Annotated in this window: 16 protein-coding genes; 10 read left to right on the forward strand and 6 right to left on the reverse strand. The window is 64.4% G+C overall.

The features are described from left to right. Positions 1–156: 156 nt before the first annotated feature. The 8 genes from E1956_RS09775 (at position 157) to E1956_RS09810 (ending at position 6,397) form a co-directional block, all read left to right on the forward strand. A complete protein-coding gene (locus E1956_RS09775) occupies positions 157–1,068 on the forward strand; it encodes a LysR family transcriptional regulator (RefSeq protein ID WP_028216783.1) in 912 nt (303 codons plus the stop codon). Between the two features lie 302 nt (positions 1,069–1,370). Continuing rightward, positions 1,371–2,186, forward strand: a complete 816-nt coding sequence (locus E1956_RS09780; RefSeq protein ID WP_134748417.1) for an RNA polymerase sigma factor — start codon at positions 1,371–1,373, stop codon at positions 2,184–2,186. After that, on the forward strand, positions 2,176–3,120 hold the full coding sequence (locus E1956_RS09785; RefSeq protein ID WP_134748419.1) for an anti-sigma factor family protein: 945 nt from the start codon (positions 2,176–2,178) through the stop codon (positions 3,118–3,120). Before E1956_RS09780 ends, E1956_RS09785 begins: the two co-directional genes overlap by 11 nt. A 216-nt stretch (positions 3,121–3,336) precedes the next feature. After that, the gene (rpsF, locus tag E1956_RS09790) at positions 3,337–3,708 is read left to right on the forward strand and encodes a 30S ribosomal protein S6 (RefSeq protein ID WP_028224726.1); all 372 of its coding nucleotides are present in this window, start codon (positions 3,337–3,339) and stop codon (positions 3,706–3,708) included. Positions 3,709–3,754: 46 nt separating this feature from the next. Continuing rightward, entirely contained in the window at positions 3,755–4,054 is a 300-nt protein-coding gene (priB, locus tag E1956_RS09795) for a primosomal replication protein N (protein ID WP_028216786.1), read from the forward strand. Between the two features lie 2 nt (positions 4,055–4,056). Next, positions 4,057–4,332 (forward strand): 30S ribosomal protein S18, encoded by a 276-nt coding sequence (rpsR, locus tag E1956_RS09800; RefSeq protein ID WP_028216787.1) that lies wholly within the window; start codon positions 4,057–4,059, stop codon positions 4,330–4,332. Positions 4,333–4,359: 27 nt separating this feature from the next. Continuing rightward, positions 4,360–4,812: a 50S ribosomal protein L9 gene (rplI, locus tag E1956_RS09805; RefSeq protein ID WP_134748421.1), complete on the forward strand. Its 453-nt coding sequence runs from the start codon at positions 4,360–4,362 to the stop codon at positions 4,810–4,812. 202 nt (positions 4,813–5,014) lie between these two features. Continuing rightward, a complete protein-coding gene (locus tag E1956_RS09810; protein ID WP_134748423.1) occupies positions 5,015–6,397 on the forward strand; it encodes a replicative DNA helicase in 1,383 nt (460 codons plus the stop codon). A gap of 236 nt (positions 6,398–6,633) precedes the next feature. Here the strand turns inward: E1956_RS09810 and E1956_RS09815 are convergent, their stop codons facing one another. Further along, entirely contained in the window at positions 6,634–6,999 is a 366-nt protein-coding gene (locus E1956_RS09815; RefSeq protein ID WP_134748426.1) for a DUF1493 family protein, read from the reverse strand. Positions 7,000–7,470: 471 nt separating this feature from the next. Here E1956_RS09815 and E1956_RS09820 point away from each other — a divergent pair, with 471 nt between their 5' ends. Both E1956_RS09820 and E1956_RS09825 read left to right on the forward strand, forming a co-directional pair. Further along, the gene (locus E1956_RS09820) at positions 7,471–8,097 is read left to right on the forward strand and encodes a DUF47 domain-containing protein (protein WP_134748428.1); all 627 of its coding nucleotides are present in this window, start codon (positions 7,471–7,473) and stop codon (positions 8,095–8,097) included. A 10-nt stretch (positions 8,098–8,107) separates the two neighbouring features. Next, positions 8,108–9,118 carry an inorganic phosphate transporter gene (locus E1956_RS09825; protein ID WP_134748430.1) on the forward strand — a complete coding sequence of 337 codons (1,011 nt, stop codon included), beginning with the start codon at positions 8,108–8,110 and terminating at the stop codon, positions 9,116–9,118. 78 nt (positions 9,119–9,196) lie between these two features. Here E1956_RS09825 and E1956_RS09830 read toward each other — a convergent pair whose 3' ends face one another. The 5 genes from E1956_RS09830 to E1956_RS09855 all read right to left on the reverse strand — a co-directional run bounded on the left by E1956_RS09830 (position 9,197) and on the right by E1956_RS09855 (position 14,307). Continuing rightward, positions 9,197–10,003, reverse strand: a complete 807-nt coding sequence (locus E1956_RS09830; RefSeq protein WP_134748432.1) for an SDR family oxidoreductase — start codon at positions 10,001–10,003, stop codon at positions 9,197–9,199. A gap of 163 nt (positions 10,004–10,166) precedes the next feature. Further along, entirely contained in the window at positions 10,167–11,336 is a 1,170-nt protein-coding gene (locus tag E1956_RS09835) for a C40 family peptidase (protein ID WP_134748434.1), read from the reverse strand. A 255-nt stretch (positions 11,337–11,591) separates the two neighbouring features. Continuing rightward, entirely contained in the window at positions 11,592–13,442 is a 1,851-nt protein-coding gene (locus E1956_RS09840; RefSeq protein WP_134748436.1) for a PhoH family protein, read from the reverse strand. 115 nt (positions 13,443–13,557) lie between these two features. Then, positions 13,558–13,755, reverse strand: coding sequence for a hypothetical protein (locus tag E1956_RS09850; RefSeq protein WP_134748438.1), 198 nt, complete (start codon positions 13,753–13,755; stop codon positions 13,558–13,560). Between the two features lie 90 nt (positions 13,756–13,845). Next, entirely contained in the window at positions 13,846–14,307 is a 462-nt protein-coding gene (locus E1956_RS09855) for a peroxiredoxin (RefSeq protein WP_134750500.1), read from the reverse strand. Positions 14,308–14,309 lie beyond the last annotated feature (2 nt).

Raw genomic sequence — 14,309 nt, forward strand, 5'->3', positions numbered from 1 at the left:
GGTTTGATAAGATGAGTCCGGGTCGTTTATTCCGAAACAAAAAGTATGGAATGCCGTGGGACGGCGCTTTCGGGCGCCGGAACCCGCGGACAGGCCGTGCGCCGGGGTTTCAGACCCGCGGCATGGCGTCGCAGTACGCGACACAGGAGACAGGCGATGGACCGCTTCAAACAGATCGAAACCTTCGTGCGCGTGGCCGACGCGGGCAGCCTCGCGGCGGCCGCGCTCGAGGAAGGCGTCTCGCCGGTCATACTCGGGCGTCGGATCGACGCGCTCGAAAAGCGCCTTGGCGTGAAACTGATGTACCGCTCGACCCGGCGGCTCGTGGTGAGCGAAGAGGGCGGCGCGTTTCTCGAGCGGTGCCGCGGCCTGCTGGCGGAATGGGATCAGGCCGAAAACGAGCTCTCGGCGGGGCGGCGTGTGGTGAACGGGCACTTGATCGTCTCGGCGCCCGCGGCTTTCGGGCGCAAGCACGTGGCGCCGCTCGCGCCCGCGTTTCTCGCCGACAAGCCCGAGCTGCAGGTCTCGTTCAACCTGACCGATCGCGTGGTCGACCTGGTGCGCGAGGGTTATGACCTGTCGATCCGCATCGGTGGCTCCGTCGACCCGAATTTCGTCGCCGTGAAGCTCGCCTCGAACCGGCGCGTGGTGTGCGGCACGCCCGAGTATTTTCGCAAGCACGGCAAGCCGAAGACGCTCGAAGACCTGCCCAGCCACAATTGCCTCGCGTTCAATCTGCAGGGCGGGCAGAACCGCGGCTGGTATTTCCGCCGCAACGGCAAGCTCGCGACCGTGCGCGTGGGCGGCACGCTCGACTGCAACGACGGCGAACTGCTGCACCGCTGGGTGACCGAGGGGCTCGGGCTCGGCTGGCGCTCGACGTGGGAGATCGACGCGCAGCTCGCGCGCGGCGAGCTCGAGACCGTGCTCGACGAGTACGCGCTGCCCGACTACGACATCCTCGCCGTCTATCCTCAGCAGCGCTACGTGCCGGCCAAGGTGCGCTATTTCATCGACTATCTGAAGGAGGTCTATGCGCGGCCGGGGTACTGGAGCGGTGTGGTGTGAGCTTGCCGCCGGCTTTTGTCCTGACCGTGCGCCTTGTGCACGGCGTGCGCGCTTGACTGTGGTGTCGGCGTTGGCTTCCGGCCCGCGCCATTTATTTTTCGTTTTCGTCCGCATTTCGCGGGAATAAACTGGCCGCTGCGCCAGTATTGCAGGTGCGGGACCGGTGTACGGGAGCCGTGTCGACGCCGGGCTGCGCGGGCGAATAATGGAGGCGGCGCGGCGACAGGCGCTTGCGGGTGCGGCGAAAGCCGCGCCGCGCACGGCGCAAAGCGCGCGCGAGCCGTGGGGCACGAGGGGACGACGTGGGCGAAACCGCGAACGGGCAGCACGGCCAGTACGCGCATGAGGCGCAGAGCAGCGCGCATGCCGAGGCCGAGCGCAGCCGCCGTTTTCAGGCGCTGGCGCTGCCGCATCTGGACGCCGCGTACAACCTGGCCCGCTGGCTCTCGCGCAATTCCGGCGACGCCGAGGACATCGTGCAGGAAGCGTTTCTGCGCGCGTTCCGCTTCTTCGACGCGTTTCGCGGCGAACAGGCGCGGCCCTGGCTGCTCGCGATCGTGCGGCGCGTCTGGTACGACGAATGGCGACGGCGCGCGGGCGCGGAAGAAGTGGCGCCGTTCGACGAGTTGCGCGACGACCAGCCGCCCGACGGCTGGGACACGGGCAGCGCCGACCCGGAAACGCTCGCGATCCGTGCCGAGGACACGCGGCGCGTGCAGGAGGCGCTGCAGCGCCTGCCGGTGGAGTATCGCGAGGTGCTGGTGCTGCGCGAGCTGGAGGAGCTGAATTATCGCGAGATCGCGACGGTCATCGACGTGCCGATGGGCACCGTGATGTCGCGGCTCGCGCGAGGCCGCAGACGCCTTGCCGCGCTGCTGGCGGCGCCGGGGCACGGCAATGCCGCGCCTTGCGGCACCGGCGCAGCAGGACAGATGCAGGGGCAGGCGAGCAGCACAGGCAGTAATAAGGATTACGGGGAAAGCAGCAAAGCGTGGAGACCATCCGGCCGGGGGCCCGACGGCCGGTTCCGTGAGGAGCCGGCCGTCGACGGCGGACCGCGCGGGCCCAGTGATCCGCTTGCGCGAGGCCCTGCTACGGAGGCGCCAGATGAACTGTGACGAAGCGCGCCCGCTGGTCGACGCGAGCATCGACCATGAACTTTCCGCCGCCGATGAATGGCGCGTGCGCGAGCATCTGGCTGGCTGCGCGCAGTGCCGACAGGAGGCCGCGAACGTGCAAGCCATTTCCCGTATGACGCGTGCGGCGCCCTACCATCGCGCGCCGGAAGGCCTGGCCGCGCGCATTGCGGCGGCTTTGCCACCCGTGCAGGTCCAGCCTGCGCAAGACGCCTCAAACACCCAATATGAAGCGCCAGGCGCCGCAACGGCGCCCCCGCGCGCACGCTCACGTGGGTTCCGCTGGCTATGGCCGCTGTCCGGCACTGGAGCCGGAGCGGCGGGCAGGGGCGGTGGCCATGGCCCCGCACGGGGCGGCGGGGCGGATGCGCTCGGCGTGCCCTCAGCCGGCCTTGCATGGCTCGCCGGCGCCGTGTTGATCCTCTGTGCCCTGAGCGTGGTGGCGGTCCTGCAACTGCGCAAACCTGCGGCCGATGGGGCGTTCGTCGACGAACTCGTGGCGAGCCACGTGCGTGCGCAGATCTCCGGGCGCGACATCGACGTGATTTCCACGGATCGCCACACGGTGAAGCCGTGGTTCAACGGCCGTATCGACTACGCGCCGCCTGTGGAGGATTTCGCCGCGCAAGGCTTCCCGCTCGTGGGCGGGCGCCTCGATTACGTGGGGCGCGAGCGCGTCGCGGTGCTGGTCTACCGCTTCCGCAAGCACGTCATCGACGTCTACGTTTTCCCGCCGGGCTCGACGGGGCCGATGGTGGATGCGGCCGCGCCGCGCGCGAGCGATGGCTATGCGCTCGCGCGCTGGCAGGCCGCCGGCATGACCTGGTGGGCCGTCACCGATGCGGGGCCGGATGCGCTTGACGGCCTGCACGCGGCGCTCGAGGCGCGGCTCGCGGGCGGCGGTAGCGGCGGCTAATACACAGCCGATCCCCAGGCCTGGCCCCGCACCGACGCGCGTCTGCGCAGCGAAATCGGCCGCCCGACACCGCGTGCGGCCGCGCAAGTCCTTGAAAATACGCCCGAAACCGTAATTCCGGTTGCACGAGCGGGGCGGATCGCGCTATACTCTTCGGCTTCTCACTTGCCGCACCGGTTCCGACGCCCGGGTGGCTTTAATCCACAAGGAGTGAACATGCGTCATTACGAAATCGTCTTCATCGTGCACCCCGATCAAAGCGAGCAAGTGCCCGCGATGATCGAGCGTTACAAGGGCACGATCACCTCGCACGGTGGCCAGATCCACCGTATCGAAGACTGGGGCCGTCGCCAACTGGCCTACATGATCGAGAAACTCGCGAAGGCTCACTACGTCTGCATGAACATCGAATGCGACCAGGCCACGCTCGACGAACTGGAACACGCGTTCAAGTTCAACGACGCCGTCCTGCGTCACCTCATCGTCAAGATGAAGAAGGCCGAAACCGGCCCGTCGCCGATGATGAAGGAAGTGCAGCGCGAAGAAGCCAAGAAGGCGGCTGCTCAGCCGACCGAAGCGCAGGCTTAATAGAACAAGCTATCAGGATTCAAGCTCAGTTGCGTAGACCAACCGCGTGAACAGGCTGCAACTCACGGCTAGCGTCGTCGAACGGGAACCGGTGCGGTACACCCCCGCCGGCGTTCCGATCGCCAGCGTCACGTTGCAGCACCGCACGGAGGTCGTCGAGGCCGGCATTGCCCGCTTCGTCGAGCTCACGATGCCCGCGGTGGCGGCCGGCAAGGCCTGCGGTCTCGTCGAAAGCTGCGAGATGGGCGTGGAAGCGCTCTTCACCGGCTTTCTGGCGAAGAAGCACCGCAACGCGCGAACCCTGGTGTTTCACATCACCGAAATGCAAGGCACAGGAAAGGACTAATCATGCCCCGCCCGACTGGTAAGAAATTCGACAAGCGTCGTCAACAGCAAAACCCGCTCTTCAAGCGCAAGAAGTTCTGCCGCTTCACGGCTGCAGGCGTCGATCAGATCGACTACAAGGACATCGAAACGCTGAAGGACTTCATCGGCGAAAACGGCAAGATCACGCCGGCTCGTCTGACGGGTACGAAGGCCCACTATCAGCGTCAGCTGGACACGGCTATCAAGCGCGCGCGTTTCCTCGCGCTGATGCCGTACACCGACCAGCACAAGGCCTAACAAGACGACGCGATAAGGAGCAATAGAATGCAGATCATTCTTCTGGAAAAAGTCGTCAACCTGGGCAACCTCGGCGACATCGTCAAGGTGAAGGACGGTTACGCACGTAACTTCCTGATCCCGAACAAGAAGGCACGCCGTGCAACGAAGGACGCAATCGCTGAATTCGAAGTTCGCCGCGCTGAACTCGAAAAGGCCGCCGCTGAAAAGCTGGTAGCTGCGCAAGCTGAAGGCGAGAAGCTGAACGGCCTGACCGTTCAGATCGGCCAGAAGGCTGGCGTGGACGGCCGTCTGTTCGGCTCGGTCACGAACGCCGACATCGCCGTTGCGCTCACGAAGCAAGGCTTCGCAGTGGAAAAGGCGCAAGTGCGTCTGCCGGAAGGCCCGCTGAAGATGGTGGGCGACCACCCGGTGCAGGTTTCGCTGCACACCGACGTCCTCGTCGACGTCACGGTGTCGGTGCTGGGCGAGCACGCCTAAGCACCCAGGCGGCCCAGCCTGGGCCGCTTGACCGCTGTCATTTCAAGGAAGGCAGGAGCCCCGCGGCTTCTGCCTTTTTTGTTGCGCGAGCGCCGCTGCGGTTTTGCTGCCTGCTTGCGGCGCCTTTGCCGCTGGTTTGCTGGCGTCCTGCTGCTGGTTTCCGCTTGTTCCAGGTAGCCGGCTTGTCCGATAATTGCCCTCCATGAACGCTCCGAAAGATCCCCAACTCGACTCGCTGAAGGTCCCGCCGCATTCGATCGAAGCCGAGCAATCGGTGCTCGGCGGCCTGCTGCTGGATAACGCCGCCTGGGACCGGATTGCCGACTTCCTCTCGCAAAGCGACTTCTACCGCTACGATCACCGCATCATCTTCGAGCATATCGGCCGTCTGATCGCGGCGACGCGCCCGGCGGACGTGGTGACCGTGTACGAAGCGCTCGGGACCTCGGGCAAAGCCGATGACGTGGGCGGCCTCGCGTACCTGAACGCGCTCGCGCAAAACACGCCGAGCGCCGCGAACATCCGCCGCTATGCGGAAATCGTGCGTGACCGCGCGGTGTTGCGCCGCCTCGTTTCTGTCGCCGACGAAATTTCCGCCGACGCTTTCAACCCGCAGGGCAAGGAAGTGCGGCAATTGCTCGACGAGGCCGAGTCGAAGGTCTTCTCGATTGCCGAGGACGGCGCGCGCGGCACTCAGGGCTTCCTCGAAATCGGGCCGCTGCTCACGCAGGTGGTCGAGCGCATCGACACGCTCTACCACACGGCCAATCCGAGCGACGTGACGGGCACGCCCACGGGCTTCATGGACCTCGACCGCATGACCTCGGGCATGCACGGCGGCGAGCTGATCATCGTGGCGGGGCGTCCTTCAATGGGCAAGACGGCGTTCTCGATGAACATCGGCGAATACGTGGCCGTGGAGTACGGCCTGCCGGTGGCGGTGTTCTCGATGGAAATGCCGGGCACGCAGCTCATCATGCGTATGCTCGGTTCGGTCGGCCGTCTCGATCAGCACCGCATGCGCACGGGCCGCCTGACCGACGAGGATTGGCCCAAGCTCACGCACGCCGTGCAGAAAATGAGCGAGGCGCAGATCTTCATCGACGAAACCGGCGGCCTGAACCCGATGGAACTGCGCTCGCGCGCGCGGCGTCTGTCGCGCCAGTGCGGCAAGCTCGGGCTCATCATCATCGATTACCTGCAGCTGATGAGCGGCTCGTCGTCGGGCGAAAACCGCGCGACCGAGATTTCGGAAATTTCGCGCTCGCTCAAGAGCCTCGCCAAGGAGCTCGACGTTCCGGTGATCGCGCTTTCGCAGCTCAATCGCGGCCTCGAGCAGCGTCCCAACAAGCGTCCGGTCATGTCCGACCTGCGTGAATCGGGCGCTATCGAACAGGATGCGGACGTCATTCTGTTCATCTACCGCGACGAAGTCTACAACCCGGACAGCCCGGACAAGGGCACGGCCGAAATCATCATCGGCAAGCAGCGTAACGGTCCGATTGGACCCGTTCGACTCACGTTCCACGGGCAATACACGAAATTCGACAATTTTGCCGGTGCGCAGAACTTCTACAGCGAGTAACTCAAACGTAGTTGGGATGCAGAGCATTTGCGCCAAAGTGGCGCAAATGCCGATTGCGCATGCTCAAGCGAGTGCGGCCAGCGGCTCTTGACGATACAACGTCGCCGTTTTGTGACCCAATCTCTCCGTACTTCGTACGGGCGTCTTCGAAGAATGGCCTTGGGTCTATCGGCTTCATGCCCTGCATACTTCTTGTGAACGAAAAAGCCTCGTAAGCGCGGCGTTTTGCTTGTGCCTTAACTCGGCCCACCGACCGCTTCGATTTCTTCGGTATTCCATTTCCCGCGCCGCATTGCCTCAGCCAGCATGCCCAGCGTGATCGGCACAAGTGGGGCGTCACGGAATTTCTTTGAGAACAACCCGACAACCGCGCGTATAACGTCTAGCGAGTCAGGGCCAAAGTATCGGGCATACGGAAAGCCATCCGGCGCCTCGATGTTGAACTTTTCCGCCCACTTGTCGATAAATTCAACGGCGTCCAAACCGGTAAGCCGTAAGTCCTCGATGCGTGATTCCGGCTTTAGCTCAAGGCGTCCAAATAGCGGGCGGCCCAGTTCTTCACGTGCGAAAGCTTCAAGTGCTTCCCAAATCTGGTCTGCCATATTAAAGATTCCGATCTTCAGTCTTCGCCAGGCGGTTGTACAAAACCGTATTCCACATGATCAAGATTTTGAAGGTGAAGTGCGGCAACAGAACAAGAGGGCAACCATCGCTGATCTAGAACAAATCCCTGCCAACGAAACCGGGCAGGTTGCCTATCCGCGCCTCAACATCGAAGTCCCGGCGCGGACGAAAGCGGATATCAACGCCTAAGCGATAGCGCCCCGCAAGCGGCTCGGTGATGAATGCAGGTCGTTAAGGCTGGCGCATAGATTGTGGAAAGAGATCAAGGGGACGGCGTATCCATCGCTTAAACGACACAGGGGAGAGGCTGTACTAAGTCGGGTGGGTAAGTGTCTGGCACAATGACACCTGTGTGACAAAGTGCAACTACGCAAGTTTATACATGGCGGCTGTTCATCGGACCGCCGGACGCCCATAACTGATTGATTTTAAATAGTTTTATTGACTATATGTTTGGTCGCTTTATGCCCACCGAGGGCAAGTTCTTCGAAATCTTCAACGCGCACGCGCAGTGCATCGTATCCGCAAGCCGTGAGCTCGAGCTCCTGATCGACAATCTGGCTGACGCGGAAATCCACAAGCAGAACGTGCAAGCCGCCGAAAAGGCCGCCGACAAGCTCACGCACGAAGCCATCGACCTGTTGCACAAGACCTTTATCACGCCGCTGGACCGCGACGAGATCCACAAGCTGATCACGACGATGGACGATTGCCTCGACCTCATGGAGGACGTCGCCACGGCCATCTCGCTCTACGACGTGCAGTCCGTGACCTCAGAGGCCAGCCAGCTCGCGCACGTGGTCACGGCCACGGCCGAGCGTGTGCAGGCGGCGGTCGCAATGCTCTCCGATATGAAGCAGGCGCGCGAGATCCTGAAGGCGTGCGAGGACATCGACCGCCTCGAATCGGACGCGGACCGCCTGCTGCGCGGCGCCATCTCCAAGCTCTTCCGCGAGGAAGACAACGTCAAGACGCTGATCAAGCTGAAGGCGATCTACGAGCTGCTCGAAACGATCACGGACAAGTGCGAGGATGTCGCGAACATCATCGAAGGCATCGTGCTAGAGAACGCCTGAGCGGACCACGATGCATTCGATACAACTCGCCCTCTGGGTGGTCGTCGGGCTGGTGGCCATCTCCCTCGTCTTCGACTTCATGAACGGCTTTCACGACGCGGCGAATTCCATCGCCACTGTCGTGTCCACGGGCGTGCTCAAGCCGCAGCAGGCCGTGGCGTTCGCCGCGATGTTCAACGTGATCGCCTATTTCGTCTTCCACCTGAAGGTGGCGCAGACGGTAGGCAAGGGCACCATCGACCCCGATATCGTCGACCACTATGTGGTGTTCGGCGCGCTCATGGGCGCGATCGGCTGGAACGTGCTCACGTGGTACTACGGCATTCCATCGAGCTCGTCGCACGCGCTGATCGGCGGTCTCGTGGGCGCGGCGCTCGCCAAGTCGGGCTGGCACTCGCTGAACTTCGACGGCCTCATGAAGACGGTCGCTTTCATCTTCATCTCGCCGCTGCTCGGCTTCGTCCTCGGCTCGTTCTTCATGCTCACGGTGTCGTGGCTCTACTTCCGCACCCCACCCAGCAAGGTGGACCGGCGCTTCCGGCGCCTGCAGCTGATCTCCGCGGGACTCTATAGCCTCGGTCACGGCGGCAACGATGCCCAAAAGACCATCGGCATCATCTGGATGCTGCTGATCGCGACGGGTTACGCGTCGGCCACGGCCGCCGCGCCGCCGATCTGGGTGATCGGCGGTTGCTATCTGTCGATGGGGATCGGTACGCTCTTCGGTGGCTGGCGGATCGTGCGCACCATGGGGCAGAAGATCACCAAGCTCAAGCCCGTGGGCGGCTTCTGCGCGGAGTCGGGCGGGGCGCTGACGCTCTTCACGGCTTCGGCGCTGGGCATTCCGGTGTCCACGACGCATACGATCACCGGCGCGATCGTGGGCGTGGGCGCGACGCAGAAGCTCAGCGCGGTGCGCTGGGGCGTCGCGGGCAACATCGTCTGGGCCTGGATTCTGACGATTCCGGCTTCGGCCATCCTTGCAGGGGCGGCCTGGTGGCTCGGTCACCGGTTCCTGTAAAGCAGGACACTTAAAAAAAACGGCGCCTTCGGGCGCCGTTTTTTTTGGCAACGTCGGGTGTGGGCCGCTGGCGGCGGCTCAGATAACAGGCGTCGTGCAGCCGTCCATCGGCACGATGGCGCCCGTTACATAGCTCGCGCGGCGGCTCGCCAGAAACAGGGCGACGTCTGCGATTTCCTCGGGCTTCGCGTAGCGCCCGAGCGGCACCCTGGCCTCGCTGCGCGCACGCGCGTCTTCGGCGCTGACGCCTTCGCGTTCCGCCTCCAGTTGCAAGGCATCCTCCACGCGTTCGGTGAGTGTCGAACCCGGGTTGATCGCGTTGATGCGGATGCCGTAGCGCGCGTGATAGTGCGCGAGCCCGACCGTCGCGAGCATGAGCGCCGCATTCGCCGCGCCGCCCGCGATATGGATGTCACTGGCGTACTTGCCGCCCATGCCGATGATGTTGACGATCGCGCCCGGCTCCGTGGCGGCGCCTGCCTTGATGCGCTCCACCATGCGGCGCAGCACTTCCTGCTGCGGATAGATGTACGGGAAGTACTTGGCTTCCATGGTCGCCTTGAACGCCTCGGCGTCGAGCAATTCCGGGTCGTAGCGGCGCGCGGCGCCCGCACTGTTGATGAGGATGTCGATGGCGCCGACAGCCGTCGTGACTTCCTCGACCACGTCGGCGGCGCTATGCGGCTCGTGCAGGTCGGCGCGCGTGAGATGGATGTGGAACCCTTCGCTCGCCAGTTGCTCGCGCGCACGCGCCAGATTGGCGGGGTCGCGCGAGACGATCGCGACCTTCGCGCCTTCCTTCGCGAACGCACGGGCGCAGGCCAGTCCGATTCCCTTGCTGCCGCCCGTGACCAGAACCACCTTGTTGCCGAGTCCGAGATCCATCGCTGCCTCGCTGCGCGAAAGTAAGAAAAACAGTCCCAAAACGATAGCAGACAGAGCGGGCGCGCGAAACCGTATCTGCCTTTCGATTGGCCTTTGGGCCAGGGGCTGGCGGGCGCGGGGCGCCGTGGCGGCGCCTATGGAAGGCGCGGCCCGGATGGTGCGCTCAGTTCGAGCCGTTGGCGAAACGGGCGATTGGATCGTCGCTGGATTGCGTGGGCGCGGGCGTGCTCCCGCTTGCGGTCGAGGCGCGCATGATCTGCACGGGTGCGCCTGAGGACGGTGCGGCAACGATGGGCGTCGATCCGGCCTGCGCGGCCTGCCGCTCTGCGGCACGCACGCCGGGAGGCGGCGGCTCGAAGGCATCGGCGGCGGCGTTGATCGCGTCGCGCGGCGCGGTTGCGGGTGCAACGGAAGCCGTTGGCGCAGCGGAAGGTGCGATCGCGCCGGCGTCACGAGCCTGCACCTGCGCCGCACTGAGTGCTGCTGGCGGCGGCTCGAACGCGTCGGCTGGCGGCGCAGGCGTCGCGCCCAAAGTGGGCGTGGCGCCCGCATAGGCGGCCTGAGGCGTCGACGTCAGGCGGTTCTGGTCCGTTGTGGCCATGCGCGGGGCAGGCGGCACCGAGGCGGCAGGCAGGGCTGCCACTGAGGCATTGGCCGGTGCGGCCGAAGCCGTCACTGGAGCCGCAACAGGAGCAATAGCAGGAGCCATTACGGGAGCCGCAGCCGCAACGGCCGGCGCACCCGTCGCGGGCGTGGAGGCTTCCCACGTCGGCGTATCGAACGGCGTGGTCGGCGCGCGCTTGGGCGGCGCCATGCGGCGAATGCCGTCGAAATGCTTCGCCCAGTACGGATTGGTCAGATAGTCGAGCCGCACGGTGCCGCCCGTCGACGGCGCATTGACGAAGCGCAGCTTGCCCACATAGATGCCCACGTGAGAGTGCGGCCGGCCGGTCGTATTGAAGAACACGAGGTCGCCTGCCGCGATCTCGTCGGGGTCGATAGTCTCGCCGCGCTGGCTCATGTCGAGGGTGGTGCGCGGCAGGTCCACCTGGGCCGCCCGTGCGAACACGTACTTCACAAGACCGCTGCAATCGAAGCCGCTATCGGGCGTATTACCGCCCCAACGGTATGGAATGCCCACGAGGCCCATTGCCTGAATGGAGATTTCCTCGCGTCCGATGCTGTGATCGACGAAATTGGGGAAGCCCGGCGGCCGCGTGCGCCACGCATCGGCGCTCGATCCCGAACCGCCGCTGCGCGAGGTCTTCTGCGGCGCGCTGGAACACGCCGCAAGCAAGACCACGATCAGTAAGGGAAGCCAGAGTCGCCGCATGAATTGCAGAAGGCAAACGTCGTACGTCCGCCATTGGGGAAAACCGGTAATGAGCGGATGGTAGCCCGCCGAACATGGCTTCGGCAAGAATTCTTCACAACTTACTTGAAGTCCGCGCGCGATCCGTTGCGGGCGTGGTACGTCGAAAGTCCGCGCGGAGCGTGAAAAAAGGACCGTATCCGGTTGCCCGGATACGGTCCTTGGGGGTGCGGCCGGCGCTTCGGAAAGCGCCGCAAACGCGGGGGCCGCGAGGCCTTAGAGAATGTCCGACGCGTAATCCGCGAGGCGCGAGCGCTCGCCGCGCGCAAGCGTCACGTGGCCGCTATGCGCCCAGCCCTTGAAGCGGTCCACCACATAGGTGAGGCCAGAGCTGCCTTCGGTCAGGTACGGCGTATCGATCTGCGCGATGTTGCCCAGGCACACGATCTTGGTGCCGGGACCCGCGCGCGTGACGAGCGTTTTCATCTGCTTCGGCGTGAGGTTCTGCGCCTCGTCGATGATCAGATACTTGTCCACGAACGTGCGGCCGCGCATGAAGTTCATGCTCTTGACCTTCAGGCGCGAGCGGATCAGTTCCTGGGTCGCGGCGCGGCCCCATTCGCCGGCGGCGTCGTCGGTCTTCTGGAGGACTTCGAGGTTATCGTCGAAGGCGCCCATCCACGGCTGCATCTTTTCCTCTTCGGTGCCGGGCAGGAAGCCGATGTCTTCGCCCACCGGCACCGTCGCGCGCGTCACGATGATCTCGTTGTAGCGTTTGTCGTCGAGCACCTGGGCGAGGCCTGCGGCGAGCGCCACGAGCGTTTTGCCCGTGCCGGCCTGGCCGAGCAGCGTGACGAAGTCGATCTCGGGATTCATGAGCAGGTTCAGCGCGAAGTTCTGCTCGCGGTTGCGCGCCGTGATGCCCCAGACGTTGTTCTTGTGGTGGCCGTAGTCGCGCAGCGTCTGCAGCAGCGCCGTCTTGCCGTTGAGCTCGCGCACGATCGCGTGGAAGGTCGGCTCGCCGTTCTGCGGCTCCAGATAGACGAACTCGTTGACGAGCATCGACGCGCACTCCGGACCCGTGACGCGGTAATACGTCGTGCCGGTCTTGGTGTCCTGCCAGGACTCCATGCCCTTGGCGTGCCTGGTCCAGAAGTCCTGCGACAGCGCGCGGATGCCCGAGTAGAGCAGGTCCTTGTCTTCGAGGACCTGGTCGTTGAAGTAGTCTTCGGCGGGCAGGCCGAGCGCGTGCGCCTTGATGCGCATGTTGATGTCTTTCGACACCAGCACGACGAGGCTGTCCGGCCGGTCACGCTGCAACGCGCGCACGACGCCGAGGATCTGGTTGTCGGCCTTGCCTTCGGGCAGCCCGTCGACCGGATCGATATGCGTGAGCGTGGTCTGGAAGTACAGCCGGCCGAGCGCCTCGCGGCTACCGAGGCGGTCGAGCGAGATGCCTTCCGAGATCGGCCCGGCGTTCGCCACGAGCCGATCGAGCGTGCGGCTCACCTGGCGCGCATTGCGCGCCACTTCCGACATGCCCTTCTTGTGGTTGTCGAGCTCTTCCAGCGTCATCATCGGCAGGAAGACGTCGTGCTCCTCGAAGCGGAACAGGCAGGTCGGATCGTGCATCAGCACGTTCGTATCGAGCACGAAGAGCTTCTGGACCTCGATGGTTTCCTCGGGGTGCACGCGTTTCTTCGTGCCGGCACGCGGGGCGGGTGCGGTTGCGCTATCCGCCGTTTTGGCCGAAGGCGACTTGCCGCCGCGCGCGACCGGTGCAGAGGGTGCGCCAGGCGCTTCGGTCTGCGGCTCGGCATGCGCCTGCACCGGCTGCAGGAGTGCAGTGGTTTGTTGCTTGCGTTTTCGCGCCGGTGCCGGCGCGACCGGTTCGAGCGCGGCCAGTTCGGCGCTGGCGGTGTACATGGGTACGGTGCGCAGCGTGGTTGACGCGTTGGCGGCGGGCGTCATCGGATCGGCGACGCTCTCCGCGCCAAATTCGGCGACATCGGCGGCGTCGTTCTCGCTCGCCGCTTTGCGCGTGCTGCGCGTCGTGCGCGCACGGGCCTTGTATTCATCGGGCGGCAGCAGGTTGCCGAGCTTGCTGGGGGGAGTAGGCAAAGGCATGGTGTCCCTCGAAAAATTCGGGTCGAGTGGTCGCGGTGTTAACCGTACGGTGCGCTTTCGGGCGGGGCGTGCGGGTGCCGGGTAGGCGCCCGCCGTGACCGCGCTGGGTGCGCGCTCAGGTCTGAAAATGCCGGTTCGCCTGTTTTTCGATCTGCTCCTTGACGTTGACGCGCACCGGGTCGCTAATCCGGCGCGACGTGGAGGGAGTAACTACAAACGAAAAAACCAACAAAAAAGCCGCCGCCCCGGGTGACGAGGCAAGCGGCTTGACTGCTTTAATGGCGCGTTGCCCCGGATGCGCTGGACCGGCCATCTTGTGACCGTTGTCGAGACCGCGCGGGTGTGGCAAATGCGACAAAAAAAGGGGTGGACAGGCACTCATTGCAGCCCAATATAACGCGCCTCACAGCGCTTGTACAGCCTCCAGGACCTCCTCGACATGGCCCGGCACCTTGAGCCCGCGCCACTCCTGGCGCAGTACGCCGTCGGCGTCGATGAGGAACGTGGAGCGCTCGATTCCCCGTACTTCTTTGCCATACATTTTCTTCATTTTGATGACGTTGAAGAGGGAGCAGAGCGCTTCGTCGCCATCCGATACCAAGGTAAACGGCAATTCGAGCTTGGCCTTGAAGTTCTCGTGCGAGCGCACGCTGTCGCGCGAGACGCCCACGATCGTGGCGCCCGCCTTCTTGAACTTCGCAAAGAGGTCGCGGAACTCCATGCCTTCGCGCGTGCAGCCAGGCGTGTTGTCCTTCGGGTAGAAGTACAGCACGACCTTCTTGCCCTTGAGGCTCGAGAGCGTGAAGTCGCCGCCGGTGGCAGGCGCGGTGAAATCGGGAACGGGTTGGTCGACTGCGATGGTCACGT

This window comes from Paraburkholderia pallida, assembly GCF_004524855.1.
Lineage (GTDB): Bacteria > Pseudomonadota > Gammaproteobacteria > Burkholderiales > Burkholderiaceae > Paraburkholderia > Paraburkholderia oxyphila.

Excerpts from the sequence above, each read along its gene's own strand:
- E1956_RS09775 (WP_028216783.1), top strand. The coding sequence starts at position 157 with ATGGACCGCTTCAAACAGATCGAAACCTTCGTGCGCGTGGCCGACGCG.
- E1956_RS09785 (WP_134748419.1), top strand. The coding sequence starts at position 2,176 with ATGAACTGTGACGAAGCGCGCCCGCTGGTCGACGCGAGCATCGACCAT.
- rpsF (WP_028224726.1), top strand. The coding sequence starts at position 3,337 with ATGCGTCATTACGAAATCGTCTTCATCGTGCACCCCGATCAAAGCGAG.
- rpsR (WP_028216787.1), top strand. The coding sequence starts at position 4,057 with ATGCCCCGCCCGACTGGTAAGAAATTCGACAAGCGTCGTCAACAGCAA.
- rplI (WP_134748421.1), top strand. The coding sequence starts at position 4,360 with ATGCAGATCATTCTTCTGGAAAAAGTCGTCAACCTGGGCAACCTCGGC.
- E1956_RS09810 (WP_134748423.1), top strand. The coding sequence starts at position 5,015 with ATGAACGCTCCGAAAGATCCCCAACTCGACTCGCTGAAGGTCCCGCCG.
- E1956_RS09815 (WP_134748426.1), bottom strand. The coding sequence starts at position 6,999 with ATGGCAGACCAGATTTGGGAAGCACTTGAAGCTTTCGCACGTGAAGAA.
- E1956_RS09820 (WP_134748428.1), top strand. The coding sequence starts at position 7,471 with ATGTTTGGTCGCTTTATGCCCACCGAGGGCAAGTTCTTCGAAATCTTC.
- E1956_RS09825 (WP_134748430.1), top strand. The coding sequence starts at position 8,108 with ATGCATTCGATACAACTCGCCCTCTGGGTGGTCGTCGGGCTGGTGGCC.
- E1956_RS09830 (WP_134748432.1), bottom strand. The coding sequence starts at position 10,003 with ATGGATCTCGGACTCGGCAACAAGGTGGTTCTGGTCACGGGCGGCAGC.
- E1956_RS09835 (WP_134748434.1), bottom strand. The coding sequence starts at position 11,336 with ATGCGGCGACTCTGGCTTCCCTTACTGATCGTGGTCTTGCTTGCGGCG.
- E1956_RS09840 (WP_134748436.1), bottom strand. The coding sequence starts at position 13,442 with ATGCCTTTGCCTACTCCCCCCAGCAAGCTCGGCAACCTGCTGCCGCCC.
- E1956_RS09850 (WP_134748438.1), bottom strand. The coding sequence starts at position 13,755 with ATGGCCGGTCCAGCGCATCCGGGGCAACGCGCCATTAAAGCAGTCAAG.